The organism is Pseudomonas sp. LBUM1679, from assembly GCF_059695565.1.
The window spans coordinates 7,082,749-7,108,802 of the sequence record NZ_CP166774.1 but is presented as its reverse complement, the minus strand read 5'-3'; the positions used below and the strand labels follow the sequence as shown (position 1 = coordinate 7,108,802).

The window sequence follows — 26,054 nt, the reverse complement described above, 5'->3', positions numbered from 1 at the left end:
GCTGCGGCTTAACCGGCAACCACCGGTGCTGGCGGCTTGGCCACCGAGCACAGGCGGATGGAGTCAGCGAGGATCTCGATGGCTTTGGGCCGCGGGAAGCTCGCGCGCCAGGCGATGGCCACGGTGCGGAAGGGCACAGGGGGCGACAAGGGGCGCACTTCGATCACGCCGGGGGCGTAGTGGTGGCTGTCCACCGCCGACAGCGGCAGGATCGAGATGCCCAGGCCGGAAGCGACCATGTGGCGGATGGTTTCCAGCGAACTGGATTCCACCGTGGTGTGCTTGGCGCCGTCGTTGCCTTTGGCCAGCGTCGGGCAGGCTTCCAGCACCTGGTCGCGGAAGCAGTGGCCTTCGCCGAGCAGCAGCAGGCTCTTGTCGTTGAGCAACGCGGCGTCGATGGATTGCTTTTGCGTCCACGGGTGCTGGGCCGGCATCAGGACGTAGAACGGCTCGTCGTAGAGCTGCAAGGTCAGCACGTCGGCTTCGTTGAACGGCAGGGCGATGATGATTGCGTCGAGCTCGCCGTTGCGCAGTTTGTCGCGCAGCACGTGGGTGAAGTTTTCTTCGATGTACAACGGCATCTGCGGGGCGACCCGGTGCAGTTGCGGAATCAGGTGTGGAAACAGGTACGGGCCGACCGTGTAGATGGCGCCGACTTTCAGCGGGGCGGTCAGCTGGTTCTTGCCGGCCTGGGCCAGTTCGCGGATGCCTTGGGCCTGTTCCAGGACTTTCTGCGCCTGGGCCACGATACCTTCGCCAACCGGGGTCAGGCGCACGGCGCTTTTGCTGCGCTCGAAAATCAGCACACCGAGTTCATCCTCGAGCTTTTTCACGCCCACCGACAGCGTCGGCTGGCTGACATGGCAACGCTCGGCCGCGTGGCCGAAGTGCTGCTCTTGGGCGAGGGTAACGATGTAGCGTAATTCTGTGAGGGTCATAGCAAGCGTCCATGAAGTTGCGGGCCAAGCATACCGGCTGCAATCGATAGACGCACGTTATCAGACGTAGGAGCGAGCTTGCTCGCGAAAAAACCTGAGACCGCCGCGGGGTGTCAGGCTCTGCGCACTATTGTTGACGACCATCGCGAGCAAGCTCGCTCCTACAGTTGCGCTGTGTTTATCGCCGGCGTTTTTCCAGCGAGTAAACAAAGGGTGCAACAATTTCGATGGGGCCGTTGTTCAGCATATCGGCCGGTGGCTTGGGCAGCGGTTGTGCGCGGCGGATCATTTCCAGGGTGGCCCGGTCCAGATCGGCGTTGCCGGAACGGCTCACCAGTTCGTACGACAACACATTACCTTCGGCATCCACGACAAAGCGCAGTCGGTTCAAGCCTTCCTTGTTCCGCGCCTGGGCACTGGCCGGGTACTTTTTGTACTTGGCCAGGTGGGCGAGCAGGGTGCCTTGCCAGCTGGCCTTGGCCGCTTGCTGCGCCGCCGAAGGGCCCGGTGCCGGTTGTGCGGATTTCTCCGTCGGTGCCTGGGTCGGTTGAGTATCTGCCGGTTTTTCCTCGGAAGGTTTTTCCTTCGGCGGCTCCGGCTTTTTCTCCACTGGCTTGGGCGGTTGAGGCTTGGGCTTGGGTTTGACCGGCTTCGGCACGGCAATCTCGGCTTTCGGCGCTTCAGCCAGTTTCGGGATCGGCAGTTCTTCCACCGGGGCGGGTGGCTGTGGCGGCGTTATCACCTTGGGCGGTGCCGGCGGTGGCGGGGCCGAAACCGGCGCCAACTCGACCATCATCGCCTGCGGCGGCAGCTCGATCGGTGGACGTGACGTCCAGTTCAGCGCCAGCGCAATGGCCAGTGCATGGACGCCCAGCACCACGGCCAGGCTCCCGCTGTAACGCGTCAGCTTATGGCGCGTCGTGATCATTTCTTGACTGCCGTCTCAAGCCCGACCAGACCGACCTTCAGGTAGCCGGCGGAGCGCAGGTTGTCCATCACGCTCATCAGGTCGCCGTAATCCACGCCTTTATCGGCCTGGAAGAAGATCGTCGTGTCTTTCTTGCCCTTGGTTTTGGCGTCCAGCGTGGCGCCGAGCGCTTCGGCTTTCACTTCTTGTTCGCCGAGGAACAGGCGTTGATCAGCTTTCACGCTGAGGAACACCGGTTTTTCTGGCCGTGGCGCCGGTTTGGCGGTGGAAGCGGGCAGGTCGACCTTGATGTCCACGGTGGCCAGCGGCGCGGCCACCATGAAAATGATCAATAGCACCAGCATCACGTCGATGAACGGCGTTACGTTGATTTCGTGGTTCTCGGCCAGATCGTCGTCTGCGCCTTCTTTCAAATGCAGGCCCATGGCCGATTACCCCACTTTCACCATGTGCGGTTGCGAGCTGCGCTCAGGCTGGTGGTCGAGGTCGCGGCTGACCAGCAGCAGGACTTCTGCCGACGCGTCGGATACCTGCGCCTTGTAACCGGCGATGGAGCGGGCGAACACGTTGTAGATCACCACCGCTGGAATCGCGGCCACCAGACCCAGCGCGGTTGCCAGCAGGGCTTCGGCGATGCCGGGCGCCACGACGGCAAGGTTGGTGGTCTGGGTTTTGGCAATGCCGATGAAGCTGTTCATGATGCCCCACACGGTACCGAACAGGCCGACGAACGGCGCGGTGGAACCGATGGTGGCGAGCACGCCGGTGCCGCTGCTCATGGTGCGACCGCAGGCTGCAACCAGGCGTTCGAGGCGGAAGGCGACGCGTTCCTTGATACCTTCTTTCTCGCGGCTGTTGGTCGACAGGCGCATCTCTTCCAGCGCATCGTGGACCAGCAGGTTGGCGAGGGTGCCAGCCTTGGTGGCGGTCGCGCTGGCTTCTTTAAGGGTGGTGGCTTTTTTCAGGTGGACGATCTCGGTGCGCAGACGACGCTTGGCGCCCATCAGCTCGAAGCCCTTGGCGATCCAGATGGTCCAGGTGATGATCGAAGCGATGGCCAGGCCGATCATCACGATTTTCACGATGATGTCGGCGTTCTGGTACATGCCCCATGGCGACAGGTCGTGAGCCATGCCGAGGGTGTTGTCGGCTTCGAGGACTTCAGGAGCGTCTTCGGCGGTGGTGTCTACTGCCAGGGCCGGGTCAGTCGCGGCTGGCGTCACGGCAGGAGCGGCAGCTGGCGCTTGGTCGGTGGGTGCCGCAGCCGTAGCGGCCGGGGTGTCCGGGGCTTGTGCGTCAGCGAAAGCGGCGGTTGGCGCCAGCATCAGGCTGAGCAGCAGGGCGGCCACTGCGCTCCAGGCGCGAGGTCGTTTGGTTGGCGAAGCGGGGAATTGATTGCGTGTCATGCTGGCCGGACCTGAGAAAGAAAAAGGGTAAATGCTCTTCCAGGCCTCGTGAGGCCGAGAACAAAAGTGGCGGGCATTATTGCAAGTAATTCTTGTTAACAGAAGTAATAGAGTATCTTTTTTTCTTGCATTACTAGCCGCTCGTCCACTGCCGGCGCTAGTCTGTAGCTTTGCGAAAGGAGTTTTTTGATGTCCGCGCCCTCTGTTTTGATCGCCGGCTGCGGTGATGTCGGCAGTCGTCTGGCCACGCAATTGCTGGCCGAACGATGGCAGGTTTATGGTCTGCGACGCAGTGTGTCGCGGCTGCCGGCCGGGGTCATCGGAGTTGCCGGTGACTTGTTCAGCGAGCAGTGTCCGGCTGACTGGCCCACGGGGCCGCTGGACTATCTGGTGTACAGCGCTGCCGCCACCGACCATGACGAAGCGGGCTATCGCGCCGCTTATGTCGAGGGTTTGCAGCATGTGCTGGGCTGGTTGCAGCAGCATGGCCAGCAGCCAAAGCGGGTGCTGTTTGTGTCCAGCAGCAGTGTTTATGGGCAGCAGGAGGGGGAGTGGGTGGATGAGACTTCGCCGACTATCGCAGCAGGCTACTCAGGTCGTTTGATGCTGGAAGCAGAGCAAGTGGCGCTCCAGAGCGGTATCCCCGCCAGCATCCTGCGCCTGACGGGCATCTACGGTCCGGGCCGTGAGTGGCTGCTGACCCAGGTTCGTCGAGGGTATCGCGTGGCGATCGATCCGCCGTTGTACGGCAACCGGATTCACGTCGACGACGCGGCAGGGCTGTTGGCGTTTCTGCTGGAGGCGGATCGACGCGGTGTGGTGCTGGATGACTTTTATATCGGCGTGGACGATGCGCCTGCACCCCTGGCGCAAGTGGTGGACTGGTTGCGTGAGTATCTGGGCGTGACTGAGTGGGCTGAGGATGCGAGTGTGCGTCGTACGGGCAGCAAGCAGTGCAGTAATGCGCGGGCGAAGGCGTTGGGCTGGAAGCCGAAGTATCCAAGCTATCGCGAAGGGTATGCCGCGATTCTCGAAGGCCGCTGCTGACTTTCAGTTACACGCAGACAACTGTGGGAGCGGGCTTGCCCGCGATGGCGGTTTGACAGTCAACCTGGATGTTGAATGTTATGGCCTCATCGCGGGCAAGCCCGCTCCCACAGGGTTATCTATTGGGTTACTGCTTTTCCAGCAACCACTTGCGCTCACCCGGCGTGAACTGAGGCATTTCGTCCGCCTGCGCCGTGTTCACAGCCTGGAGAATTTCCAGTTCTTTGCCTTTACGCGCAAAGATCCAGGTGTTGCCCTGGCCGTTCAGTTGCAGCCACATGTTGTCATTGCCGCCGCTCATTGACGCGCAATCGCCAGCCAGGCAGAGGGCATAACGATCGGCACCGGGCAGGCCGGCTATCTGGCCGTCAGCCTGGAATTGCACGGTGTTGCCTGCACCGGGCCCATTGATGACTTTCCAGCTGCCACCCATATAAGAGGAATACAGCGCGCGCTCGAAACTGGCGCCAAGCGGTGCGCCGTCCGGCACCTGAACCTGTGCGCGGTCGAAGACCTGTTCCGGCTCGTTCTCGCTGGGGGCTTGGCTCAGTTGCTTGCCATCGCGCTTGAGCTCGCTCCCGGCGCTGCCGTAAAAGTCGACTTTCCAGGCGCCAGACGCTTCGCCCAGCAGCTTGCCGTCGACGTTTTCAAAACCGTTGGTGTAGCGGGCCTGAGCGGCCTTGGTGTTGACGTCCCACTCCAGGTTGGGGCCATAGGCCTGGAGCGCTTCACGCAGGGGGCCGCCTCTGGATGCAGCATCGATCGCCACCTGGTTGATCCAGGTGCCGCTGATGTCACGGTCGGCAGGGTTGCTGGCACAACCGCCCAAGAGTAGGGCGAGCAGCGAAAGAGCTAGCGCGTGGCGCATGGTGGAATCCTTTCAGAACGCTTCTTTTTGCAGCATCAGCGGCGCAGCCTGGAGAAGGCTGCGCCGTGCGCATTTACTCGATGACCAGGATGGCATCCATTTCAACCTGCGAACCCTTCGGCAGGGCGGCGACGCCGATGGCGGCGCGGGCAGGGTAAGGCTGGTCGAAGTACTTGCCCATGATCTCGTTGACCTTGGCGAAGTGGCTCAGGTCGGTGAGGAAGATGTTCAGTTTGACGATGTCCTTGAACGAACCACCCGCCGCTTCGGCCACGGCCTTGAGGTTCTCGAACACCTGGACGGTCTGGGCTTCGAAGCCTTCGACCAGTTCCATGGTTTTTGGGTCGAGGGGAATCTGGCCCGACATGTAAACGGTGTTGCCAGCCTTGATCGCCTGGGAGTAAGTACCGATGGCGGCCGGGGCCTTGTCGCTGGTGATAACAGTCTTGGTCATGAATGACTCCTTGTAATGGATGGGCTACGCGCGCATGCGGGTGATGCGAATCACCCCGGTCAGGGCGCGCAGTTTCTTGATCACGCGGGCCAGGTGCACGCGGTCGTGCACGCTGACCACCAGTTGGACCACGCTGATGCGACCGTCGCGTTCGTCCATGCTGATTTTTTCGATATTACCGTCGGCGGCGTTGACGCTACTGGCCAGCAGCGCGATCAGGCCACGCTGGTGTTCCAGTTCGACGCGCAGTTCGACGTTGAATTCGCCGGTGACATCCTTGGCCCACGAGAGCTGGATGCATTTTTCCGGGTTGTGACGGATTTCGCTGATGTTGCGACAGTTGTCCAGGTGCACGACCATGCCTTTGCCTGCGGACAGGTGGCCGACAATCGGGTCGCCCGGGATTGGCGTGCAGCATTTGGCGTAGCTGAGCACCAGGCCTTCGGTGCCGCGAATCGCCAGCGGACCTTCTGCGCTGGGCAGCTGTTCGCCTTCACCGAGCAGGCGACGGGCGACGACATAGGCCATGCGATTGCCCAGGCCGATGTCTTCGAGCAGGTCTTCAATCAATTCCAGGCGGTACTCGGTGAGCATCGCCTTGACGCGCTCGCCCGGGACTTTGTCCAGGGAGCTGTCGAAACCGTTGAGGACCTTGTTCAGCAGGCGTTCGCCAAGGCTGATGGACTCGGAGCGGCGTTGCAGCTTCAGCGCATGGCGGATGTGGGTCCGTGCCTTGCCGGTCACCACGAAGTTCAGCCATGCCGGATTCGGTCGAGCGCCGGGAGCGCTGACGATCTCGACCGTGGAGCCGCTTTGCAGCGGTTCGGACAGCGGTGCGAGACGACGATTGATCCGACAGGCAATGCAGCTGTTGCCCACGTCGGTGTGCACCGCGTAAGCGAAGTCGACCGCCGTGGAGCCTTTGGGCAACTCCATGATCCGGCCTTTGGGCGTGAACACGTAGACCTCGTCCGGGAACAGGTCGATCTTCACGCTCTCGATGAATTCCAGCGAGTTGCCGGCGCGTTGCTGCATCTCCAGCACGCCTTTGACCCACTGGCGGGCGCGGGCGTGAGTGCCTTTGGGCTGCTCGTCGCCGCTGGATTTGTACAACCAATGGGCGGCGATGCCGTTGTTGGCCATCTCTTCCATTTCACGGGTGCGGATCTGAATTTCGATCGGAACACCGTGCATGCCGAACAACGTGGTGTGCAGCGACTGGTACCCGTTGGCCTTGGGGATCGCGATGTAATCCTTGAAGCGCCCCGGCAACGGTTTATATAAGTTGTGCACGGCACCCAGCACGCGGTAGCAGGTATCGACCTTGTCGACGATGATCCGGAACGCATAGACGTCCATGATCTCGTTGAAGGCCCGACGCTTGCCGCGCATTTTCTTGTAGATGCCGTAGAGGTGTTTCTGACGACCGCTGACCTCGCCCTGAATGCCGTCGATGGCCAGGCAGTGGCTGAGGGATTCCTCGATCTTGTTGACGATTTCCTTGCGGTTGCCCCGGGCGCGCTTGACCGCCTGGTAGATCCGCGCGGAACGCATCGGGTGCATGGCCTTGAAGCCGAGGTCCTCGAATTCTATGCGGATGGCGTGCATGCCCAGCCGGTTGGCGATGGGTGCATAGATTTCGAGGGTTTCCTTGGCGATCCGCCGGCGCTTTTCGCCGGACAGCACTTCCAGGGTGCGCATGTTGTGCAGGCGGTCGGCCAGCTTGACCAGGATCACGCGAATATCGCGGGCCATGGCCATGGCCATTTTCTGGAAGTTTTCGGCCTGGGCTTCGGCTTTGGTCTCGAAGTTCATCTGGGTCAGTTTGCTGACCCCGTCGACCAGTTCGGCCACGGTTTCGCCAAACTGCGCCTGCAGCGCTTCCTTGGCAATCCCGGTGTCTTCGATCACGTCATGCAGCATGGCCGCCATCAAGCTCTGATGGTCCATGTGCATGTCGGCAAGAATATTCGCCACCGCAAGAGGATGCGTGACGTACGCCTCACCGCTACGGCGGCGCTGGCCGTCGTGGGCTTGTTCGGCGTAGAAGTACGCTCGGCGGACCAGGTTGACCTGGTCCTTGCCGAGGTAGGTCGATAAGCGAGCGGCGAGGGCGTCTATGCTCGGCATGATGAATCCTGCCGTTCGCTGTGACCCCGCGCCGTGCTACGTCGACCAGGCATGGCTTAGACGGCCTCGTTGGACTCGTCCTCGAACGCTGCGAACAGCGGTTCGTCTTCGACGATTTCAGCGTTGGCGATGAACTCGTAGCTCATCAGGCCTTCAGCGATTTCACGCAAGGCTACAACGGTAGGCTTGTCGTTTTCCCACTGAACCAGGGGCTCTTTGCCACCGGTGGCCAGTTGACGGGCACGCTTGGTAGACAGCATGACCAGCTCAAAGCGGTTTTCCACGTGGTTTAGGCAATCTTCAACGGTTACGCGGGCCATGGTATTCCTCGGAGCGAATGCAATATGCGCGCTGCCCGGTTGGGCGAGCGGACTCGACAGTTTAAAAAATCACCAGCGATTAGGGAAGCGCTGATTTTTTGACCAAACCATTCAACGCGCTGCAAGTGCCAATGTAAAGCCCTGGCAACGGTTTTGGGAAGAGCTGTTTAGCCGAGCAATTCGGCCAAAAGTTTTCCATGGCGCTGCTGCTGACGCTTCTGATGCAGCTGATTGGCACGGAAAATCGCCTGCAAATCGCGCAGTGCATGGGCAAAATCGTCGTTGATGATCAGGTAGTCGTAGTCGACGTAGTGGCTCATTTCGCTGACGGCTTCACGCATCCGGCCATCAATGATCTCGTCGCTGTCCTGGCCGCGATTGGTCAGGCGCTGGTGCAAGGCCTGCAGGGACGGCGGCAGAATGAAGATCGAACGGGCCTGGGGCATCAACTTGCGCACTTGCTCGGCACCCTGCCAGTCGATTTCCAGAATCAGGTCGTGGCCTTCGTCCAGGGTCTGCTGCAAGTGGCTTTGCGAGGTCCCGTAGAGGTTGCCGAACACTTCGGCACGCTCGAGGAAATCCCCGTGCTCGATCATCTTCACGAACTCGCCGCGTTCGACGAAGTGATAGTTCACGCCGTTCACTTCACCAGGGCGCATGGCCCGGGTGGTGTGGGAGACCGAAACGCGGATCTCCTGGTCAGCGTCGGTCAGGGCCTTGACCAGGCTGCTCTTGCCCGCGCCCGAGGGGGCGGAAATGATGTACAGGGTGCCGGTGCTGTGGGTCATGTCGGGTTTGCCTTACTCAATATTCTGCACTTGTTCGCGCATCTGCTCGATCAACACCTTGAGGTTGACCGCCGCCTGGGTGCTGCGCGGGTCGAAGGCTTTGGAGCCCAATGTATTGGCTTCGCGGTTGAGCTCCTGCATCAGGAAGTCCAGGCGCCGACCGGCAGCGCCGCCGGACTTGAGCACCCGGCGAACTTCGATGATGTGAGTGCTCAGGCGATCCAGTTCTTCGGCGACGTCGCTCTTCTGAGCGAGCATGACCATTTCCTGCTCCAGGCGCTGCGGGTCCATTTCGGCTTTCATGTCGGCAAAGCGGTCGAGGACTCTCTGGCGCTGGGTGGCGAGCATCTGCGGGACCAGTACACGCAGGGTTACCACGTCTTCTTCAATGGACGTCAGGCGCTCGTTGATCAACCGCGCCAGCTCCGCGCCTTCGCGCTCGCGGCCGGCCTTGAGCTCTTTCAAACCTTCGTTGAACAGCGTCAGTGCTTCGGCACTCAAGGCTTGCGGGTCGGTGGCATCGCCCACCAGCACGCCGGGCCAGGCCAGGACTTCCAGCGGATTGAGTGCGGCCGGATTCTTGATCAGGCCGGCGATGGTCTCGGCAGCCGCGACCAATTGCGCGGCGCGCTCGCGGTCCACTTGCAGGGGTTTGTCGGTGTTTTCTTCGGTGAAGCGCAGGGTGCACTCGAGCTTGCCACGGGAGATGCCCTGGCGAAGCGCTTCGCGGACCGCGCCTTCGAGGTCGCGAAACGATTCCGGCAGACGCAAGTGCGGCTCCAGGTAGCGGCTGTTGACCGAGCGCAGTTCCCAGCTCAGGGTGCCTTGGGCACCGGCTTTCTCGACGCGGGCGAAGGCGGTCATGCTGTGCACCATGGAGGTACCTCGCAATTCAGGTTCATGCGTCACCAAAGGTTTCGCGGACCCGATCAATATGAATGTAAGCCCAGAGGCAGCAAAGGCGCAGGATTGTAGCGCAGTGGGGTGGATGCGCCCAAACACACCGTGTGACAAAGAGCTGCAGGCCGTCGGCAAAGCGCTATTCAGGGCCTTCAGTCGTCGGGGGATTTTTTTAGAAGTGCCCACTCATGGCCCTGCGGCTCTATAATGCTCCGCAGTTTTCCGTCCCCCGTACAGGTATTCCCTATGAAACGTCCAAGTGGTCGCGCTGCCGATCAGCTCCGCTCGATCCGCATTACCCGCAACTACACCAAACACGCCGAGGGATCTGTACTGGTCGAGTTCGGTGATACCAAGGTCATCTGCACCGTCAGCGTCGAAAACGGCGTGCCGCGGTTCCTCAAAGGTCAGGGCCAGGGCTGGCTGACCGCCGAGTACGGCATGCTGCCGCGCGCCACCGGCGAGCGTAACCAGCGTGAAGCGAGCCGTGGCAAGCAAGGCGGTCGCACCCTGGAAATCCAGCGTCTGATCGGTCGCTCCCTGCGCGCGTCCTTGGACATGTCCAAGCTGGGCGACGTCACCCTGTACGTCGACTGCGACGTGATCCAGGCTGACGGCGGCACCCGCACCGCCTCCATCACCGGCGCCATGGTTGCACTGGTCGACGCCTTGAAAGTGATCAAAAAGCGCGGCGGCCTGAAAGGTGGCGACCCGCTCAAGCAAATGATCGCGGCCGTTTCGGTGGGCATGTATCAAGGCGAGCCAGTGCTCGACCTCGACTACCTGGAAGACTCGGCTGCCGAGACCGACCTGAACGTGGTGATGACCAGCACCGGCGGCTTCATCGAAGTCCAGGGCACTGCCGAAGGCGCGCCGTTCCAGCCTGAAGAGCTGAACGCCATGCTGGAACTGGCGAAGAAAGGTATGAGCGAAATCTTCGAGCTGCAGAAGGCTGCACTGGCCGACTGATCGAAATCGATCCAGGCAAGGAGGGTGTTATGAGTGACGAGCAGCAACTGCTTCCCACGCCGGGCAAAGAGGTTCGGCAATGGGCGATGTTGTGTCACCTGTCCGCCTTGCTGGGGATCTGGATTCCGTTCGGTACGTAGCGTAATTCTCCGCGGTTTAAAACAAATGCCCTGACTTGTCGGGGCTTTTGTTTTTTGCAATTAGATAAATGTCTCCAATCGTGTACGACGGTTGCCAGTTTAGTTGAATGCCAAGTCCTGCTGAAAGTTTGATTGCCTTCCTTACACGTTTAGTCACAACTGCACAGCTTCAGCACCCCCTATGTGCTTGGCAATGAGACTTGGCGATTGATAAAGTTGCCCCACGTAATATTTAGCAAGAAATATTTCGATACGTTCAGACCATTGACGGCCCCTGAATCTATAACCAATCAGTGTTGAGATAAATCAACCTGTTCAAGAGGCGTGTCCAGGTAAAAAGTTCGCCCCTGAATGTTTATCCAAGAATACCCCAATGATTCAGCTCGATTTTTATGGAACACTTGTGGCCGCCTCCTTAGTACTGTTACTGGGGCGCGGACTTGTTACACATGTCGGTTTTTTACGAACTTACAATATTCCTGAACCTGTAGCAGGCGGCTTGGTAGTTGCCCTGGCTCTCTTGGCTTTGCGAGTCCTTGATGTTGAAGTCCGATTTGATACTTCACTGCAGACTCCCTTGATGTTGGCGTTTTTTGCCACCATTGGCTTGAGTGCAGACTTCGCTAGCCTGAAGAAAGGCGGGCGCGTAGTGGGGGTTTTTCTCCTGGCGGTTACCGGACTTCTGGTGGTCCAGAACGCCATGGGCATCGGGCTCGCAAAGGCATTGGGGCTCGATCCTTTGATGGGTTTGCTGACAGGTTCGATTACGTTGGCGGGCGGTCACGGTACTGGCGCTGCGTGGGGAGCGACGTTCAGTGAGAAGTTCGGTCTGGCTTCCGCCTCCGAACTTGCGATGGCCTCTGCGACGTTTGGCTTGGTGCTGGGCGGTTTGATTGGTGGTCCGGTCGCTCGCCTGCTCATAAAACGTGTCCAGACACCCGGCTGCGGGCAAGAAAAACCACGGTTGCCAAAGGGCTTTGAGCAACCGAACAAAGAGCGCTCGATCACGCCATTTTCGTTTATTGAGACACTCGCCCTTATCGCCGTCAGCTTACTGGCAGGCACACTCCTGAATAGCCTGCTCCACGAAACCGCATTTGAGTTGCCGACGTTCGTTTGCGTCTTGTTCGTGGGTGTGGTTTTACGCAACAGTCTTTCAGCACTTGGCCTGTATCAAGTGTTTGAGCGTGAAGTCTCAGTGTTGGGGAATGTCAGCTTGTCGCTGTTTCTGGCGATCGCACTGATGTCGCTCAAACTATGGGATCTGGCGGCACTGGCGTTGTCGATCTTCATCATCCTGGCTGCGCAAACTTTGGTGATGGCGCTGTTTGCGATTTTCGTGACGTTCAGGGTCATGGGCAGTAACTACGATGCGGCGGTGCTCGCAGCAGGGCACTGCGGATTTGGGCTGGGGGCCACGCCAACGGCTATCGCTAACATGCAAGCGGTGACGCAGCGCTACGGACCTTCGCAGATAGCGTTCCTGGTGGTGCCCATGGTGGGGGCTTTCTTTATCGACATCATTAATGTCATCGTGATTAAGTTGTACCTTGCCCTGCCGTTTTTCGCCGCTGCTTGAAGGCCAGGCGCATAAGAAAAATGCCCGTATCTTGCGATACGGGCATTTTTTCAACCGGCCGGTTTTTTTCAGCGAGAAAAACCTAGATGGTCAGCGTCCAGTCGTAGTCCACGATCAGCGGTGCGTGCTGCGAGAACCGCGGCTGCCGTGGCAAACGTGCGCTGCGTACAAAGCGGCGCAAGCCAGGAGTCAGCAACTGATAGTCGAAACGCCAACCGAGGTTAAGCATTTCCGCCTGTTCGTTGTCCGGCCACCAGCTGTACTGGTCACCTTCACGGCTGACTTCGCGCAGGGCATCGACATAGCCCATGTTGCCGACAATCTCGTCCATCCAGGCACGTTCAGGTGCCAGGAAGCCCGGAGATTGCTGGCTGTCGCGCCAGTTCTTGATATCCAGCTTCTGTTGCGCCACGTACAGCGAGCCACAATAAATGTACTCGCGACGTTTGCGTCGCTGTTTATCCAGATAACGGGCGAAATCGTCCATTAGCTTGAACTTCTGGTTCAAGTCTTCATCGCCGTTCTGCCCCGAAGGGAGCAGCAAGGTCGCGATGCTGACCTTGTCGAAATCGGCTTGCAGGTAGCGCCCGTAGCGGTCGGCCGTCTCGAAGCCGAGACCGCTGATGACTGCCTTCGGTTGCAACCGCGAATACAAAGCCACGCCACCTTGGGCGGGAACTTCGGCTTCGCAGGCATAAAGGAAGTAGCCATCCAGTTGGAAGGCTGGATCGTCCAGTTCAAAGGCGGAGGCGCGGGTGTCCTGCAGGCAGATGACGTCGGCATTCTGTGCTTGCAGCCAACTGAGCAACCCTCGCTCCACTGCAGCCTGAATACCATTGACGTTCACACTGATGATCCGCATAAATGGCCCCAAAAATCGCGTGCGTGTATGATACACGGCGTCAACCTAATTAGCTAAATCCGTGGTATTTGGGGTTTTTTTCATGCAAGCGTATCAGCGCGATTTCATTCGTTTTGCCATCGATCGCGGCGTTTTGCGCTTCGGCGAGTTCACCCTGAAGTCCGGGCGCACCAGTCCTTACTTCTTCAATGCCGGCCTGTTCAACTCAGGGAAGGCCCTGGCGCAGCTGGGTCGTTTCTATGCGGCAGCCATCGTCGAGAGCGGCATTCCCTTCGACGTTCTGTTCGGTCCGGCCTACAAAGGCATCCCTTTGGCGGCAACCACCGCTGTGGCCCTGGCCGAACACCATGAACGTGATTTGCCATGGTGCTTCAACCGCAAGGAAGCCAAGGCCCACGGCGAAGGCGGCAGCCTGGTAGGCGCACCCTTGACCGGCGACGTGCTGATCATCGACGACGTGATCACCGCTGGCACCGCCATCCGCGAAGTGATGCAGATCATCGCGTCCCAGGACGGTGCCAAGGCGGCCGGTGTGCTGATCGCGCTGAACCGCCAGGAGCGTGGCAACGGCGAGTTGTCCGCGATCCAGGAAGTGGAGCGTGACTTCGGCATTCCGGTGATCAGCATCGTTTCGCTGAACCAGGTGCTGGAGTTCCTGGCGGACGATCCGCAGCTCAAGCAGCATTTGCCGGCGGTTGAAGCCTACCGCGCCCAATTCGGCGTGTAACCCTGTAGGAGCCGGCTTGCTGGCGATCATTGCGACGCGGTGTGTCAAACGCACCGCCTTCGCCAGCAAGCCGGCTCTTACAAAGTACGTGCTAACAAATAGGCCTCCGGATCATCCGGAGGTGACGCGTTATCGCAGGTTTCTCCATTTGAGCGCGAGTTGGAAGGCCAATTTCAGGTTGACCAGCGCAAACACCAACAATGCCACGACGACCATCACATAAAGCGTGCGATCCACGTCGAAGTCCCAAAGATCCAGCGTACTGCTACCCATGATTTTCACGGCAGCAGGCAAGTTGACGTAAAACAGCACCGCGAAGGAGCTGGACAGGGGGAGGGCGCAGCCGATCAAAACATTCGCTACCTTTTCCCGGCTGCGTTTTCTGGCGAGTGGGCCAGATTGGTTTTCATCCAGCTCCAGCGCTTGATGCAGCCTCGGCCACGCCAGGTTGAACATGAAGGTGGTGAGGGTCAGCAGCAAGCCGCTGACCGCCACGATGTCACTGAACGGCATTGATCCCCAGTGTTGCGCAGAGCAAATCGTGGGAATCCTCGCTGATTTCGAACTGCCCGGCACTGCCTTTGCGTTTGGTGATGGGTTTGAAGGTCGGTTCGTTCTGTGTGATCAACATGTTCAGCTCATCACGGATAACGTCCGAACTGATCACCACCAGGTATACCGTCTGCGCATGCTCCGCCGTCTCGATCACGGCTCGCATGCTGTGCTGCAGAATGTCGTCCAGCTGATTGCGAAAGCGTGAAACCGTGTTTTTCAACAAGGTTTTGCTTTGGCTCTGGGTCAACTGGAAAATCGTCGATATCTGCGATTCGGTCGGCAATGTCTGCCCGAAGTAGCTTTGAATCAGATACAGCAAGCGGTCCTGTTTCGCCTCATCGGCCCGACTCGGCATCCCGCCTTCTACCAGCATTTTCAAGTACTCGGTCAGGCTTGCCTTGGCGATACGTTGTAAGGCATGAGCGATTTCGTGGTCGGAAATCTTCAGGGTCTTTTTAACCGGTTCCTTCTGCTCCTGCTCGAAAGCCTGGGCGTCGATCGTGAACGAGATCTGCATGGCTCAGTCATCCGTGGTTACTTGGAAGGCTCGTTTGGGTACGGATCCGCCACGGCGTCGCCTTGGCCGGTCAGTACCTTCCAGCCTTTGAGCGTGTGGGTGTCTTCTTCGAAATAGGGGCAGGGTGGCATCGACTTTCTTGACGGCCCCGAATATTCATGACCGCAGTCGGCGCAAGCGTAACGGCCCGCTGAAATATCACTGCCGTATGGAACCTGATCTTTTTGCATGGGTAGATCTCCTGTGGATTCAGGGAAGATCCTATGCAGAATGAGCCTGTCGCGATGTCGGACGATTCGCTGAATCGAGTCAGACGTTTCCTTCATGCATAAAAAAGATCGCAGACTTCGTCAGCTCCTACGGAATATTCGTACATCCATAGGTGCTGCTGAAGGCTGCGATCTTTTGACGTTCTTGAATCAGTGACGCTTGCGATTGCTTATCAAGGTACCCACACCGGTATCGGTGAAGATCTCCAGCAGAATCGCATTCGGCACCCGGCCATCGATGATCAGCGAGCTGCCCACGCCGCCTTGCACTGCTTCCAGCGCGCAACGGATCTTCGGCAGCATGCCACCGTAGATGGTGCCGTCGGCGATCAGTTCGTCGACCTGTTGGGTGGTCAGGCCGGTCAGGACCGTGCCCGACTTGTCCATCAGGCCGGCGATGTTGGTCAGCAGCATCAGCTTTTCGGCTTTCAGCGCTTCGGCGACTTTACCCGCCACCAGGTCGGCGTTGATGTTGTAGGACTCGCCGTTGGCGCCGACGCCGATTGGCGCGATCACCGGGATGAAGTCGCCTTTGACCAGCAGGTTCAGCAGGTCGGTGTTGATCCCGACCACTTCGCCCACCTGGCCGATGTCGATGATTTCCGGTTGGGTCATCTCCGGCGTCTGGCGGGTCACGGTGAGTTTTTTCGCGCGAATCAGCTCGGCGTCTTTACCGGTCAGGCCGATGGCGCTGCCGCCATGACGGTTGATCAGGTTGACGATGTCCTTGTTCACTTGACCGCCGAGGACCATTTCCACCACGTCCATGGTCTGCGCGTCAGTCACGCGCATGCCATCGATGAAGTGGCTCTCGATCGACAAGCGCTTGAGCAGGTCGCCGATTTGCGGGCCGCCACCGTGAACCACCACCGGGTTGATGCCCACGGCTTTCATCAGCACGATGTCGCGGGCGAAGCCGGTTTTCAGCTCCTCGCTTTCCATCGCGTTGCCGCCGTATTTGATCACCAGCGTCTTGCCGACATAGCGGCGGATGTAAGGCAGCGCTTCGGACAGGACCTTGGCGGTGTTGGCGGCGGCTTCGCGTTCGAGGGTCATTCAGGGCTCCGGCACTTCGATAAAAGGCGCTTCAATAAATCAAAACGGTAGTTGGAGATCAGGTGCAACACGCTTCAACTGGACTTTGAATACGTCCTTGATGCGCTGCAATTCAGCCTCGTCATCGGCCTCGAAGCGCAGCACCAGCACCGGTGTGGTGTTGGAGGCGCGAACCAGGCCCCAGCCTTTGGCGTAGTCGACTCGCACGCCGTCAATGGTGGTCAGGTCAGCGCCTTCGCCCCACGTCGCGTCGTGCAATGCATCAATGATGCTGAATTTGCTCTCTTCGGTCACATGGATATTGATTTCCGGCGTAGAAATATCGTTCGGGAAGGTCTCGAACAACTCTTCGGCCGTGGATTTTTCCTTGCTGAGGATCTCCAGCAACCGCGCGGCGCTGTAGATGCCGTCGTCGAAACCGAACCAGCGCTCCTTGAAGAAGATGTGGCCGCTCATTTCGCCGGCCAACAGGGCGCCGGTTTGTTTCATTTTCTTTTTGATCAACGAGTGACCGGTCTTCCACATGAGCGGACGACCGCCGTATTCCTTGATCAGTGGGGTCAGGCGGCGGGTGCATTTGACGTCGAAGATGATTTCCGCGTCCGGGTTGCGCGCCAGTACGTCGCGGGCGAACAGCATCAGCAGGCGGTCCGGGTAGACGATGCTGCCGGTGTTGGTCACCACACCGACGCGGTCGCCGTCGCCATCGAAGGCCAGGCCCAGGTCGGCGTTGGTTTCCTTGACCTTGGCGATCAGGTCCACCAGGTTTTCAGGTTTGCCCGGATCCGGATGGTGGTTCGGGAAGTTGCCGTCGACCTCGCAGAACAGCGGAATGACTTCGCAGTTCAGCGCTTCGATCAGTTGTGGGGCGATCACGCCGGCCGCGCCGTTGCCGCAGTCGACCACGACTTTCAGGCGGCGGGCGAGTTTGATGTCCTGAACGATTTCAGTGTTGTAGCGATCGAGGATCTCGACCTGGGTGATGCTGCCCTGGCCGCTGCTCAGGTTGTTGGTCTTGAGGCGATCGTGCAGGGCCTGGATCTGTTCGTTGGCCAAGGTATCGCCAGCGATGACGATCTTGAAGCCGTTGTAGTTCGACGGGTTGTGGCTGCCGGTCAACATGACACCGGATTTGCCGGCCAGTACGTTGGCGGCGTAGTACAGCGCAGGGGTTGGCACCAGACCGACGTCGCTGACGTGGCAGCCACTGTCGGCCAGGCCTTTGATCAGTTGTTCTACCAGTTCCGGGCCGGACAGGCGCCCGTCGCGGCCAACCGAAACGTTGGGTTCGTTCTGGGCCAGGCTCTGGGAGCCGATGGCGCGACCAAGCCAATAAGCGGTTTCAGCGTTCAAGAATTCCGGGACGGTGCCGCGAATATCGTAGGCGCGGAAGATGCTGTCGGGGAACTTGGGTGCGACGTTTGCCGGGGTGCTCATTACTGGGAATGCTCCATCTTGAAAGTGGCTGGACCTGCCGGCGAAAAACTCGTCAGCTGGTTCAAACTGAAGGGTATGACGGCGTTTTCGGCAGAGAGTTCGTGGTGTGTAAAGGCCATGCCACCTGCTTTTGCGGGGGAATCACCGGCCAATGCCTTGATTTTGAGCCGTAAACCTTCCAGATGAATTTGCGCAATTTTTAGCAAACAATGCACCTGTGGCGAGGGAGCTTGCTCCCGCTGGGCTGCGAAGCGGCCCCAAGATTTTGTGGGCGCTGCGCACCCAAGCGGGACGGTGCGGCGTTCCGACAAGCTCCCTCGCCACACAAGCCCCTCACCACAGGTATCGTGCTGATCAGTGGCTACCTGAATGCCCGAAACCACCCGTGCCGCGCTGGGTTTCGACGAACTCTTCGACCATCTCGAAGTGCGCTTGAACCACCGGCACCAACACCAGCTGAGCCAGGCGTTCGCCGACCACCATGTTGAATTCGGTCTGACCACGATTCCAGCACGACACCATCAGCGGGCCCTGGTAATCGGAATCGATTAAACCGACCAGATTACCCAGCACGATGCCGTGCTTATGACCGAGGCCAGAGCGCGGCAGAATCAGCGCCGCCAGGCCAGGGTCGCCGATGTACACCGACAGGCCGGTAGGAATCAGCAGGGTTTCGCCTGGCTTGATGACGGTGTCTTTTTCCAGCATGGCGCGCAGGTCGAGGCCGGCGGAGCCGGGCGTGGCGTACTGCGGCAGCGGGAATTCGGTACCGATGCGGGGGTCGAGGATCTTGGCTTGCAAAGCGTGCATGTAAATTAAACCTGGTTCAGACGTTCGGCGATAAAAGTGATCAGCTGGCGAGCGATTTTGCTCTTGCTGGTCTGGGCGAAAAGTGTGGCGTGTAACTGACGGTCGATCACGCTGCAGGCGTTTTCTTCGCTGTTGAAGCCAATGCTCGGGTTCGCGACGTCATTGGCGACGATCAAATCGAGGTTCTTGTCTTTCAACTTGCGGGCAGCGTAGTCGAGCAGGTGTTCGGTTTCGGCGGCGAAACCGACACTGAACGGACGGTCGGGGCGGGTGGCGATGGTGGCCAGGATGTCTGGGTTGCGCACCATCTGTAGCAACAAGCCGTCGCCGTTCGTAGGATCTTTCTTGAGTTTCTGTGGGGCGACGACTTCCGGACGGTAGTCTGCGACTGCTGCCGAGGCGATAAACAGGTCGCAGGGGATCGCGGCTTCACACGCGGCGAGCATGTCGCGGGCGCTGACCACGTCGATGCGGGTGACGCGATCCGGCGTCGGCAGGTGCACCGGCCCGGTGATCAGCGTTACGCGGGCGCCGGCTTCTACCGCGGCTTCGGCCAGGGCAAAGCCCATTTTCCCTGAGCTGTGGTTGGTGATGTAGCGCACCGGGTCGATGTTTTCCTGGGTCGGGCCGGCAGTGATCAGCACGTGTTTGCCGGTCAGTGCCTGACGCTGGAAGCAGTCCGCCGCGCACTGGGCGAGGTCGGTGGCTTCGAGCATGCGGCCCATGCCGACGTCGCCGCAGGCCTGGCTGCCGGAGGCTGGGCCGAAGACTTTGAGGTCGCGGCTTTCGAGGGTTTGCAGGTTGGCCTGGGTGGCTGGATCGCGCCACATGGCCTGATTCATCGCCGGGGCAACGGCGACCACGGCGTCGGTGGCCAGCACCAGCGTGGTCAGCAAGTCGTCGGCAATGCCTTGGGCCAGGCGGGCGATCAGGTCCGCGGTGGCGGGGGCGATCAGCACCAGGTCGGCCCATTTGGCCAGCTCGATGTGGCCCATGGCGGCTTCGGCCGCAGGGTCCAGCAGGTCGAGGTGGACCGGGTGCCCAGAGAGGGCCTGCATGGTCAGCGGGGTGATGAATTCACTGCCGCCGCGGGTCATGACCACGCGTACTTCGGCGCCCTGGTCGATCAAGCGGCGAACCAGATCGGCGCTTTTATAGGCAGCAATGCCACCGCCGACGCCCAGAACGATGCGTTTCCGATACAGCCGCTGCATAGGTCTGCCTTTCATTTCGTTGATGACTGCATGGCGATACCCCCTCCCCAGGGATGAAATCGCCCGCAAAAAAGATGGGCTACGATATCACAGCGACCGCTACGGAACAGCGGCGCCCATATTCCAGGGAGGTGTTATGAGTATTCGTGATTGGCCGGCAGCCGAGCGGCCGCGGGAGAGATTGCTTGAGCTGGGGGCGGCGAGTCTTTCGGATGCCGAACTGCTGGCCATTTTTTTACGAACCGGTGTGGCCGGCAAAAGCGCGGTGGACCTGGCGCGACACCTCTTGAGTCAGTTTGGCAGCCTGCGCTCGTTACTCGAGGCTGATCAGGCCGCGTTCAGCAAGCACTTGGGGCTTGGGCCGGCGAAGTTCGCTCAGTTGCAGGCGGCGCAGGAAATGGGCCGGCGGCATTTGGCCGAGCGTGCGCGCCAGAAATCGGCGCTGGAAAATCCGCAGGCGGTTCGTGATTACCTGAAGGCGATGCTCCGCCACGAGCCTCATGAGGTGTTCGGCTGTCTGTTCCTGGACTCCAGGCATCAAGTGCTGGCCTTCGAGGCGTTGTTTCGCGGCTCGATCGACAGCACCAGTGTCCATCCCCGGCAGGTGGTCAAGCGAGCCTTGGCCCACAACGCCGCAGCATTGATCCTCTGCCACAATCACCCGTCGGGCAATACCAACCCCAGTCAGGCCGACCGCACGTTGACCAAGCGCCTGCAGGAGGCGCTGGAACTGATCGATGTGCGAGTACTCGACCATTTCATCATCGGTGACGGGGAACCGCTGTCCATGGCCGAGTATGGATGGCTGTAGGAGGAGGGGCGGGTTAAGCGGGTCCCTGTGGGAGCGGGCTTGCCCGCGATGACGTCGGCAGCTTCAACATAGTTGTCGCCTGAAAGTCCGCTATCGCGAGCAAGCTCGCTCCCACAGGTTTTGTGGTGTGGCTGTTATTTGAGGTTGACCTTGGAGTAGTCCTGGCGGCCAAACGGGCTGACCGAGTACCCCTCGACATCCTTGCGCGTCAGCGCGAAGGCGGTCGGGTGGGCCAGTGGCAGCCATAACGCTTGCTGCTGGATCTGCGCCTGGGCCTGTTCGTAGAGCTTGGTGCGCACACCTTGCTCGCTGGTGGTCTTGCCGGCGTTGATCAATTTGTCCAGGTCCTGGTTGCAGTAGCGGGCGAAGTTGGTGCCCGACTTGAGCGCGGCGCAGGAAAACTGCGGCGTGAGGAAGTTGTCCGGGTCCCCGTTGTCGCCGGCCCAGCCCATGAACAGCAGGTCGTGTTCACCGGCCTTGGCGCGGCGAATCAACTCGCCCCATTCGATCACCCGGATCTCGGCCTGAATACCGATCTGCGCGAGGTCCGATTGCAGTATTTGAGCGCTGAGGCTCGGGTTCGGATTGAGCAGGCTGCCGGAAGGTCGGGTCCAGATAGTGGTCTTGAAACCGTCCTTGAGCCCGGCCTTGGCCATCAAGGCGCGCGCCTTTTCGACGTCATGCGGGTAGCCCGGCAAACCTTTGGCGTAACTCCAGGTGTTCGGCGGATACGGGCCATTGGCGGGCTCGGCGGTGTCTTCGAACACGGCCTTGACGTAGTTGGCCTTGTCGAACGCGAGGTTGATCGCCTGGCGCACTTCAGGTTTGTCCAGCGGTGGATGCTGGCTGTTGATGGCGACGAACGCAGTCATGAACGCGTCCGTTTTTTCCACTTTCAAAGTGGGTTCCTTCAACGCCGATTGTACGTCCAGGGGCTTGGGCGACAGGGCGATCTGGCACTCATTGCGGCGCAACTTCTGCAGGCGCACGTTGGCATCCGGGGTGATGGCGAAGATCAGCGGGTCCACCGACGGCTTGCCACGGAAGTAGTCTGCGTTGGCTTTGTAACGGATCGAGGCATCTTTCTGGAAGCGTGTGAAGATGAAAGGGCCGGTGCCGATCGGCTGGCTATTGAGCTTCTCCGGGGTGCCGGCCTTCATCAGTTTATCGGCGTATTCGGCGGAATAGATCGAGGCGAAGCCCATGCTCAGGGTCGGCAGGAAGGTCGAGTCGGGATGGTCGAGGGTGAAGCGCACGGTCAATGGGTCCAGTGCGTCGATCTTCTTGATCAAGCCCGGCAACTGCATCGACTGGGCATGCGGGAAGCCGCTCTGGGCCACTTTGTGCCACGGATTGGCAGGGTCGAGCATGCGGTCGAAGCTGAACTTCACGTCTTCGGCGGTCAGGTCGCGGGCCGGGCTGAAGTATTCGGTACGGTGGAATTTCACTTTCGGGTGCAGCTTGAAGACATAGGTCAAGCCATCGGGGGTGACTTCCCAGCTGTCCGCGAGGCCGGCGACCACGTTGCCGCTGGCCGTATCGAAGTCCACCAGGCTGTTCATCAGCACATCGGCCGAGGCGTTGGTGGTGGTCAGCGAGTTGTATTGCACCACGTCGAAGCCTTCAGGGCTGGCCTCGGTGCAGACACTCAAGGCCGCGGCCATGGCCTGTGGGCTCAGCAGAAGCGGGGCAAGCAACAGCGGTAAGGCAGCGAGGCGCATGGTCGGGTTCCTTTACAGATCGAAGGCCCATCTGCAAGTGCAGTCTGGAAAAGGCTTACCCTAGTGGGCTCTTTTGCAAATGACTATCCCCTTTTTCATTTTAAGGGGAGTATGTGCGCTTGATGTGGGTGTGCGGCGGTTGGCAAAAAACCTCGATGGGCGGCTCGGCCGATTTTCTGCGACGAGCGGTCGCTATCGACGACAGCCTTTGTCTTGGGCGCTCGAAGCCAGAAAAAACCGGTTTTTATCAGCTCGACGCACACGGAATGTTGTTGCTTTCTAGTCTTTCTGGTATAAAGCAGCGCTCTTTTCTAGGGGCCCGGTTCCTTCACTTGTAGGTGTAGCCGGTAAGACCTCTAAAGAAACGCGGCGCCTGGCGCCAAATGACTGAGAGATTAAGCGGCCAACCCATGCCGGGTTGGGCATGTGGTTTTAGAGGGCTGAGGCATGTCGAGAGTCTGTCAAGTTACCGGTAAGGGTCCGGTGACTGGGAATAACATTTCCCACGCAAACAACAAAACCCGTCGTCGTTTCCTGCCGAACCTGCAGCATCACCGCTTCTGGGTTGAAGAAGAGAAACGTTTCGTGCGTCTGCGCGTATCTGCCAAAGGCATGCGTATCATCGACAAGCGTGGCATCACTGTCGTGCTGGCCGAAATCCGCAAAGCTGGCAAGATCTAAGGGAGCTAATCATGCGTGAATTGATTCGTTTGATTTCGAGCGCCGGTACTGGTCACTTCTACACTACCGACAAGAACAAGCGTACTACCCCGGACAAAATCGAGATCAAGAAATTTGATCCGGTTGTTCGCAAGCACGTGATCTACAAAGAAGGCAAAATCAAGTAATTGATTTTTCCTCTTACGAAAAAGGCCCGTATCGCGAGATACGGGCCTTTTTCGTTATGTGTGTCTCGTCCTGAATAAGGTTTACGTCTGTTCCAGGCCTCGATCAGCTGTTCAGCCGCACTGGATGCTGACGATGATGTTGTCGGCATTGGTCAACAGGCTGATGCGGCGGGGGACCCGTTTGCGGTCAGACACATATTTTGGGCCAGTGACCCGGACCGGTGCGCCATTGGCCTTGGCGCGTACTTCTTCGAGCAACTCGGGGGTGTACGGCTGGCCGATGGTGTATTGAGCGACTGCGACGTCGCATTGATCGGTAACGTCAGGCATGGTTGCCTCCTTGCAATGAGTAGGTTTTGAGGCGCTACGTATCAAGCGGGGGCACGTCCTGTGCAAACCCGTCCTGCAGCAGAAAACAACGCAGCGCCTGCGACACAGTCTGATCGGCCGTCGCGGCTGTTGGCCAATGGTAGATTATGAGTGTCTGTGTCGGCGGATTTTCGCTCAGGCTTTCTGTTCAAACACCACGTAGATTTTGCGGCACGGTTCCAGCACCTCCCAGGTGCCCCTGAACCCGGCCGGGATCACGAAGCGATCGCCCACGCGCAAGGTCTTGCCGTTGCCCTCGTTATCGCGAAGCACTGAAACGCCCTGAACGATTTCGCAATATTCGTGCTCGGTGTAGTTCACATGCCACTGGCCGACTTCGCCCTCCCAAACGCCTGCGCTCATCTGGCCGCAAGGGCTGTTGTAGTGGTTGTACACCGCTTGTTCGGGGTCGCCCTTGAGGACTTTGGCCGGGTCTGGCCGATAGCGATCGGGCTGGGTGGTCGCCTGGCTGAAGTCGACGATGTCCTGGATGCTCATTGGTGTAATCCCCCGTGATTGCGGCGCGAGTGGCTGGAATACTCAAAGTCTATGTTTATTAAAATGAACACCGCAAGCCCGTTTACCGACCTTGTGTCAAATATATTGAAACAACCCCGGTCACTGGTTTAGGGTGGGCGTTGCCCTGGGCCGAAAGTGCAGGCTGGCCGGGCAGCATTCCTGAGATCGTCCGCGAAGTACGCGGGGCGCTCGCATTCAACAAGAGGAGGACACTCGTATGACCACCCTGACTCGTGCCGATTGGGAGCAACGGGCTCGCGATCTGAAGATCGAAGGCCGCGCTTACATCAATGGCGAATACACCGATGCCGTCTCCAGCGAGACCTTCGAATGCATCAGCCCCGTCGATGGCCGTCTGTTGGGCAAGATCGCCAGCTGTGACGCCGCCGACGCCCAGCGCGCGGTTGAAAACGCTCGCGCCACGTTCAATTCCGGCGTCTGGTCGCGTCTGGCACCGACCAAGCGCAAAGCCACCATGATTCGCTTCGCCAGCCTGCTCAAGCAGCATGCCGAAGAACTGGCGTTGCTTGAAACCCTGGACATGGGCAAGCCGATCAGCGACTCCCTGTACATCGACGTTCCCGGTGCGGCGCAAGCCCTGAGCTGGAGCGGTGAAGCCATCGACAAGATCTACGACGAAGTCGCCGCGACCCCGCACGATCAGCTCGGCCTGGTCACTCGCGAGCCTGTCGGTGTGGTCGGCGCCATCGTGCCGTGGAACTTCCCGTTGATGATGGCCTGCTGGAAACTCGGGCCAGCGCTGTCCACGGGTAACTCGGTGATCCTCAAGCCGTCCGAAAAATCGCCGCTGACCGCTATTCGCATCGCTGCGCTGGCCGTCGAAGCCGGCATTCCGAAAGGCGTGCTGAACGTCCTGCCGGGCTACGGTCACACCGTCGGCAAGGCCCTGGCCCTGCACAACGATGTGGATACCCTGGTGTTCACCGGTTCGACCAAGATCGCCAAGCAACTGCTGATCTACTCCGGCGAATCGAACATGAAGCGCGTCTGGCTCGAAGCCGGCGGCAAGAGCCCGAACATCGTGTTCGCCGATGCACCGGACCTGCAAGCCGCCGCCGAATCGGCTGCCAGCGCCATCGCCTTCAACCAGGGCGAAGTCTGCACGGCGGGTTCGCGTCTGCTGGTCGAGCGTTCGATCAAGGACACGTTCCTGCCACTGGTGATCGAGGCCCTCAAAACCTGGAAGCCGGGCAACCCGCTGGACCCGGCGACCAACGTCGGCGCACTGGTGGATACCCAGCAGATGAACACCGTACTGTCCTACATCGAATCCGGGCACACCGACGGCGCCAAGCTGGTGGCTGGCGGCAAGCGAATTCTTCAGGAAACCGGTGGCACCTACGTTGAACCGACGATTTTCGACGGCGTCAACAACGCGATGAAGATCGCTCAGGAAGAGATCTTTGGCCCGGTACTGTCGGTGATTGCGTTCGATACCGCCGAGGAAGCTATTCAGATCGCCAACGACACGCCTTACGGCCTCGCCGCAGCGGTGTGGACCAAGGATATTTCCAAGGCGCATCTGACCGCCAAGGCGCTGCGCGCCGGTAGTGTGTGGGTCAACCAGTACGACGGGGGCGACATGACCGCGCCGTTCGGTGGTTTCAAACAGTCCGGCAACGGTCGCGACAAGTCGCTGCACGCGTTCGACAAGTACACCGAGCTGAAGGCGACCTGGATCAAGCTGTAATTTCGTAGCGGGCTCCGGTCAAAAACCGGGGCTGAACACAACGAAGATCCCCTGTGGGAGCGAGCTTGCTCGCGATAGCGGTCTGACAGTCGACGTCAATGTTGAATGTGGAACTGCCATCGCGAGCAAGCTCGCTTCCACATTTTTTTTGTGTGGTGCCA

Annotated in this window: 29 protein-coding genes and 2 pseudogenes; 9 read left to right on the top strand and 22 right to left on the bottom strand. The window is 59.6% G+C overall.

Annotated features, from left to right (window positions below):
* Nucleotides 1–8 precede the first annotated feature (8 nt).
* The 4 genes from ACA062_RS32615 to exbB form a co-directional block, all read right to left on the bottom strand.
* Nucleotides 9–938: a hydrogen peroxide-inducible genes activator gene (locus ACA062_RS32615; protein ID WP_064680448.1), complete on the bottom strand. Its 930-nt coding sequence runs from the start codon at nt 936–938 to the stop codon at nt 9–11.
* A gap of 178 nt (nt 939–1,116) precedes the next feature.
* Entirely contained in the window at nt 1,117–1,866 is a 750-nt protein-coding gene (locus ACA062_RS32610; RefSeq protein WP_497454608.1) for an energy transducer TonB family protein, read from the bottom strand.
* A complete protein-coding gene (gene exbD / locus ACA062_RS32605; protein WP_497454607.1) occupies nt 1,863–2,291 on the bottom strand; it encodes a TonB system transport protein ExbD in 429 nt (142 codons plus the stop codon). Before exbD ends, ACA062_RS32610 begins: the two co-directional genes overlap by 4 nt.
* A 6-nt stretch (nt 2,292–2,297) precedes the next feature.
* The gene (gene exbB, locus ACA062_RS32600) at nt 2,298–3,272 is read right to left on the bottom strand and encodes a tonB-system energizer ExbB (RefSeq protein WP_497454606.1); all 975 of its coding nucleotides are present in this window, start codon (nt 3,270–3,272) and stop codon (nt 2,298–2,300) included.
* A 189-nt stretch (nt 3,273–3,461) separates the two neighbouring features.
* On the opposite strand from exbB, the gene ACA062_RS32595 reads away from it, so the two are divergent.
* Entirely contained in the window at nt 3,462–4,319 is an 858-nt protein-coding gene (locus ACA062_RS32595) for an SDR family oxidoreductase (RefSeq protein WP_497454605.1), read from the top strand.
* 127 nt (nt 4,320–4,446) lie between these two features.
* Here ACA062_RS32595 and ACA062_RS32590 read toward each other — a convergent pair whose 3' ends face one another.
* The 6 genes from ACA062_RS32590 to ACA062_RS32565 all read right to left on the bottom strand — a co-directional run bounded on the left by ACA062_RS32590 (nt 4,447) and on the right by ACA062_RS32565 (nt 9,755).
* Nucleotides 4,447–5,187 (bottom strand): hypothetical protein, encoded by a 741-nt coding sequence (locus tag ACA062_RS32590; RefSeq protein ID WP_497454604.1) that lies wholly within the window; start codon nt 5,185–5,187, stop codon nt 4,447–4,449.
* 73 nt (nt 5,188–5,260) lie between these two features.
* Nucleotides 5,261–5,641, bottom strand: a complete 381-nt coding sequence (locus tag ACA062_RS32585) for a RidA family protein (RefSeq protein WP_003229509.1) — start codon at nt 5,639–5,641, stop codon at nt 5,261–5,263.
* Nucleotides 5,642–5,665: 24 nt separating this feature from the next.
* Complete coding sequence (gene spoT / locus ACA062_RS32580; protein ID WP_497454603.1) at nt 5,666–7,771, bottom strand: bifunctional GTP diphosphokinase/guanosine-3',5'-bis pyrophosphate 3'-pyrophosphohydrolase; 2,106 nt, start codon at nt 7,769–7,771, stop codon at nt 5,666–5,668.
* Nucleotides 7,772–7,827: 56 nt separating this feature from the next.
* Nucleotides 7,828–8,091 carry a DNA-directed RNA polymerase subunit omega gene (gene rpoZ, locus ACA062_RS32575; RefSeq protein WP_007894670.1) on the bottom strand — a complete coding sequence of 88 codons (264 nt, stop codon included), beginning with the start codon at nt 8,089–8,091 and terminating at the stop codon, nt 7,828–7,830.
* A gap of 167 nt (nt 8,092–8,258) precedes the next feature.
* The gene (gene gmk, locus ACA062_RS32570) at nt 8,259–8,879 is read right to left on the bottom strand and encodes a guanylate kinase (protein WP_461952643.1); all 621 of its coding nucleotides are present in this window, start codon (nt 8,877–8,879) and stop codon (nt 8,259–8,261) included.
* Nucleotides 8,880–8,891: 12 nt separating this feature from the next.
* Nucleotides 8,892–9,755 (bottom strand): YicC/YloC family endoribonuclease, encoded by an 864-nt coding sequence (locus tag ACA062_RS32565; protein ID WP_497454602.1) that lies wholly within the window; start codon nt 9,753–9,755, stop codon nt 8,892–8,894.
* Between the two features lie 270 nt (nt 9,756–10,025).
* On the opposite strand from ACA062_RS32565, the gene rph reads away from it, so the two are divergent.
* The 3 genes and pseudogenes from rph (at nt 10,026) to gltS (ending at nt 12,467) form a co-directional block, all read left to right on the top strand.
* Nucleotides 10,026–10,748, top strand: coding sequence for a ribonuclease PH (rph, locus tag ACA062_RS32560; RefSeq protein ID WP_046045041.1), 723 nt, complete (start codon nt 10,026–10,028; stop codon nt 10,746–10,748).
* A 29-nt stretch (nt 10,749–10,777) separates the two neighbouring features.
* A pseudogene (locus ACA062_RS32555) lies at nt 10,778–10,882 on the top strand (DUF4870 domain-containing protein); the annotation flags it as partial.
* Between the two features lie 379 nt (nt 10,883–11,261).
* Entirely contained in the window at nt 11,262–12,467 is a 1,206-nt protein-coding gene (gene gltS / locus ACA062_RS32550; protein WP_497454601.1) for a sodium/glutamate symporter, read from the top strand.
* Between the two features lie 82 nt (nt 12,468–12,549).
* Here gltS and crc read toward each other — a convergent pair whose 3' ends face one another.
* Entirely contained in the window at nt 12,550–13,329 is a 780-nt protein-coding gene (gene crc, locus ACA062_RS32545; protein ID WP_007934608.1) for a catabolite repression control protein Crc, read from the bottom strand.
* A gap of 82 nt (nt 13,330–13,411) precedes the next feature.
* Here crc and pyrE point away from each other — a divergent pair, with 82 nt between their 5' ends.
* Complete coding sequence (gene pyrE, locus ACA062_RS32540; protein ID WP_064680437.1) at nt 13,412–14,056, top strand: orotate phosphoribosyltransferase; 645 nt, start codon at nt 13,412–13,414, stop codon at nt 14,054–14,056.
* A gap of 129 nt (nt 14,057–14,185) precedes the next feature.
* Here the strand turns inward: pyrE and ACA062_RS32535 are convergent, their stop codons facing one another.
* From ACA062_RS32535 to coaBC, 8 genes and pseudogenes are all read right to left on the bottom strand, one after another.
* Nucleotides 14,186–14,569 (bottom strand): hypothetical protein, encoded by a 384-nt coding sequence (locus ACA062_RS32535; RefSeq protein WP_497454600.1) that lies wholly within the window; start codon nt 14,567–14,569, stop codon nt 14,186–14,188.
* A complete protein-coding gene (locus tag ACA062_RS32530) occupies nt 14,556–15,128 on the bottom strand; it encodes a hypothetical protein (RefSeq protein ID WP_497454599.1) in 573 nt (190 codons plus the stop codon). Before ACA062_RS32530 ends, ACA062_RS32535 begins: the two co-directional genes overlap by 14 nt.
* A gap of 17 nt (nt 15,129–15,145) precedes the next feature.
* Nucleotides 15,146–15,358 (bottom strand): hypothetical protein, encoded by a 213-nt coding sequence (locus ACA062_RS32525; protein WP_497454598.1) that lies wholly within the window; start codon nt 15,356–15,358, stop codon nt 15,146–15,148.
* 189 nt (nt 15,359–15,547) lie between these two features.
* Nucleotides 15,548–16,453 carry an acetylglutamate kinase gene (gene argB, locus ACA062_RS32520; protein ID WP_010465204.1) on the bottom strand — a complete coding sequence of 302 codons (906 nt, stop codon included), beginning with the start codon at nt 16,451–16,453 and terminating at the stop codon, nt 15,548–15,550.
* A gap of 39 nt (nt 16,454–16,492) precedes the next feature.
* A pseudogene (locus tag ACA062_RS32515) lies at nt 16,493–17,896 on the bottom strand (phosphomannomutase/phosphoglucomutase); the annotation flags it as partial.
* Nucleotides 17,890–18,096, bottom strand: coding sequence for a hypothetical protein (locus tag ACA062_RS32510; protein ID WP_497454597.1), 207 nt, complete (start codon nt 18,094–18,096; stop codon nt 17,890–17,892). The gene ACA062_RS32510 and the pseudogene ACA062_RS32515, both read right to left, overlap by 7 nt.
* 148 nt (nt 18,097–18,244) lie before the next feature.
* Nucleotides 18,245–18,700 (bottom strand): dUTP diphosphatase, encoded by a 456-nt coding sequence (gene dut, locus ACA062_RS32505; RefSeq protein ID WP_128872518.1) that lies wholly within the window; start codon nt 18,698–18,700, stop codon nt 18,245–18,247.
* Between the two features lie 5 nt (nt 18,701–18,705).
* Nucleotides 18,706–19,914, bottom strand: coding sequence for a bifunctional phosphopantothenoylcysteine decarboxylase/phosphopantothenate--cysteine ligase CoaBC (gene coaBC / locus ACA062_RS32500; RefSeq protein ID WP_497457526.1), 1,209 nt, complete (start codon nt 19,912–19,914; stop codon nt 18,706–18,708).
* Between the two features lie 136 nt (nt 19,915–20,050).
* Here coaBC and radC point away from each other — a divergent pair, with 136 nt between their 5' ends.
* A complete protein-coding gene (radC, locus tag ACA062_RS32495; protein WP_497454596.1) occupies nt 20,051–20,725 on the top strand; it encodes a RadC family protein in 675 nt (224 codons plus the stop codon).
* Between the two features lie 134 nt (nt 20,726–20,859).
* On the opposite strand, the gene ACA062_RS32490 is transcribed toward radC, so the two are convergent.
* Nucleotides 20,860–22,446 carry an ABC transporter substrate-binding protein gene (locus tag ACA062_RS32490; RefSeq protein WP_497454595.1) on the bottom strand — a complete coding sequence of 529 codons (1,587 nt, stop codon included), beginning with the start codon at nt 22,444–22,446 and terminating at the stop codon, nt 20,860–20,862.
* 447 nt (nt 22,447–22,893) lie between these two features.
* Between ACA062_RS32490 and rpmB the strand changes: the two genes are divergently transcribed.
* Both rpmB and rpmG read left to right on the top strand, forming a co-directional pair.
* Nucleotides 22,894–23,127, top strand: coding sequence for a 50S ribosomal protein L28 (gene rpmB / locus ACA062_RS32485; protein WP_007894701.1), 234 nt, complete (start codon nt 22,894–22,896; stop codon nt 23,125–23,127).
* 11 nt (nt 23,128–23,138) lie between these two features.
* Nucleotides 23,139–23,294: a 50S ribosomal protein L33 gene (gene rpmG / locus ACA062_RS32480; protein WP_007894709.1), complete on the top strand. Its 156-nt coding sequence runs from the start codon at nt 23,139–23,141 to the stop codon at nt 23,292–23,294.
* A gap of 111 nt (nt 23,295–23,405) precedes the next feature.
* Here the strand turns inward: rpmG and ACA062_RS32475 are convergent, their stop codons facing one another.
* Nucleotides 23,406–23,624, bottom strand: a complete 219-nt coding sequence (locus tag ACA062_RS32475; protein WP_497454594.1) for an I78 family peptidase inhibitor — start codon at nt 23,622–23,624, stop codon at nt 23,406–23,408.
* Between the two features lie 174 nt (nt 23,625–23,798).
* Nucleotides 23,799–24,161, bottom strand: coding sequence for a cupin domain-containing protein (locus ACA062_RS32470; protein ID WP_095126919.1), 363 nt, complete (start codon nt 24,159–24,161; stop codon nt 23,799–23,801).
* A gap of 238 nt (nt 24,162–24,399) precedes the next feature.
* Between ACA062_RS32470 and ACA062_RS32465 the strand changes: the two genes are divergently transcribed.
* Nucleotides 24,400–25,893 (top strand): aldehyde dehydrogenase, encoded by a 1,494-nt coding sequence (locus ACA062_RS32465; protein ID WP_128872521.1) that lies wholly within the window; start codon nt 24,400–24,402, stop codon nt 25,891–25,893.
* Nucleotides 25,894–26,054 lie beyond the last annotated feature (161 nt).

Coding starts and splice junctions, on each gene's coding strand:
- ACA062_RS32615 (WP_064680448.1), bottom strand. CDS start 938: ATGACCCTCACAGAATTACGCTACATCGTTACCCTCGCCCAAGAGCAG.
- exbB (WP_497454606.1), bottom strand. CDS start 3,272: ATGACACGCAATCAATTCCCCGCTTCGCCAACCAAACGACCTCGCGCC.
- rpmB (WP_007894701.1), top strand. CDS start 22,894: ATGTCGAGAGTCTGTCAAGTTACCGGTAAGGGTCCGGTGACTGGGAAT.
- rpmG (WP_007894709.1), top strand. CDS start 23,139: ATGCGTGAATTGATTCGTTTGATTTCGAGCGCCGGTACTGGTCACTTC.
- dut (WP_128872518.1), bottom strand. CDS start 18,700: ATGCACGCTTTGCAAGCCAAGATCCTCGACCCCCGCATCGGTACCGAA.
- gltS (WP_497454601.1), top strand. CDS start 11,262: ATGATTCAGCTCGATTTTTATGGAACACTTGTGGCCGCCTCCTTAGTA.
- ACA062_RS32490 (WP_497454595.1), bottom strand. CDS start 22,446: ATGCGCCTCGCTGCCTTACCGCTGTTGCTTGCCCCGCTTCTGCTGAGC.
- ACA062_RS32585 (WP_003229509.1), bottom strand. CDS start 5,641: ATGACCAAGACTGTTATCACCAGCGACAAGGCCCCGGCCGCCATCGGT.
- ACA062_RS32565 (WP_497454602.1), bottom strand. CDS start 9,755: ATGGTGCACAGCATGACCGCCTTCGCCCGCGTCGAGAAAGCCGGTGCC.
- gmk (WP_461952643.1), bottom strand. CDS start 8,879: ATGACCCACAGCACCGGCACCCTGTACATCATTTCCGCCCCCTCGGGC.
- ACA062_RS32465 (WP_128872521.1), top strand. CDS start 24,400: ATGACCACCCTGACTCGTGCCGATTGGGAGCAACGGGCTCGCGATCTG.
- radC (WP_497454596.1), top strand. CDS start 20,051: ATGAGTATTCGTGATTGGCCGGCAGCCGAGCGGCCGCGGGAGAGATTG.
- rph (WP_046045041.1), top strand. CDS start 10,026: ATGAAACGTCCAAGTGGTCGCGCTGCCGATCAGCTCCGCTCGATCCGC.
- ACA062_RS32525 (WP_497454598.1), bottom strand. CDS start 15,358: ATGCAAAAAGATCAGGTTCCATACGGCAGTGATATTTCAGCGGGCCGT.
- ACA062_RS32475 (WP_497454594.1), bottom strand. CDS start 23,624: ATGCCTGACGTTACCGATCAATGCGACGTCGCAGTCGCTCAATACACC.
- ACA062_RS32610 (WP_497454608.1), bottom strand. CDS start 1,866: ATGATCACGACGCGCCATAAGCTGACGCGTTACAGCGGGAGCCTGGCC.
- spoT (WP_497454603.1), bottom strand. CDS start 7,771: ATGCCGAGCATAGACGCCCTCGCCGCTCGCTTATCGACCTACCTCGGC.
- coaBC (WP_497457526.1), bottom strand. CDS start 19,914: ATGCAGCGGCTGTATCGGAAACGCATCGTTCTGGGCGTCGGCGGTGGC.
- ACA062_RS32590 (WP_497454604.1), bottom strand. CDS start 5,187: ATGCGCCACGCGCTAGCTCTTTCGCTGCTCGCCCTACTCTTGGGCGGT.
- exbD (WP_497454607.1), bottom strand. CDS start 2,291: ATGGGCCTGCATTTGAAAGAAGGCGCAGACGACGATCTGGCCGAGAAC.
- ACA062_RS32530 (WP_497454599.1), bottom strand. CDS start 15,128: ATGCAGATCTCGTTCACGATCGACGCCCAGGCTTTCGAGCAGGAGCAG.
- ACA062_RS32595 (WP_497454605.1), top strand. CDS start 3,462: ATGTCCGCGCCCTCTGTTTTGATCGCCGGCTGCGGTGATGTCGGCAGT.
- pyrE (WP_064680437.1), top strand. CDS start 13,412: ATGCAAGCGTATCAGCGCGATTTCATTCGTTTTGCCATCGATCGCGGC.
- argB (WP_010465204.1), bottom strand. CDS start 16,453: ATGACCCTCGAACGCGAAGCCGCCGCCAACACCGCCAAGGTCCTGTCC.
- ACA062_RS32470 (WP_095126919.1), bottom strand. CDS start 24,161: ATGAGCATCCAGGACATCGTCGACTTCAGCCAGGCGACCACCCAGCCC.
- ACA062_RS32535 (WP_497454600.1), bottom strand. CDS start 14,569: ATGCCGTTCAGTGACATCGTGGCGGTCAGCGGCTTGCTGCTGACCCTC.
- rpoZ (WP_007894670.1), bottom strand. CDS start 8,091: ATGGCCCGCGTAACCGTTGAAGATTGCCTAAACCACGTGGAAAACCGC.
- crc (WP_007934608.1), bottom strand. CDS start 13,329: ATGCGGATCATCAGTGTGAACGTCAATGGTATTCAGGCTGCAGTGGAG.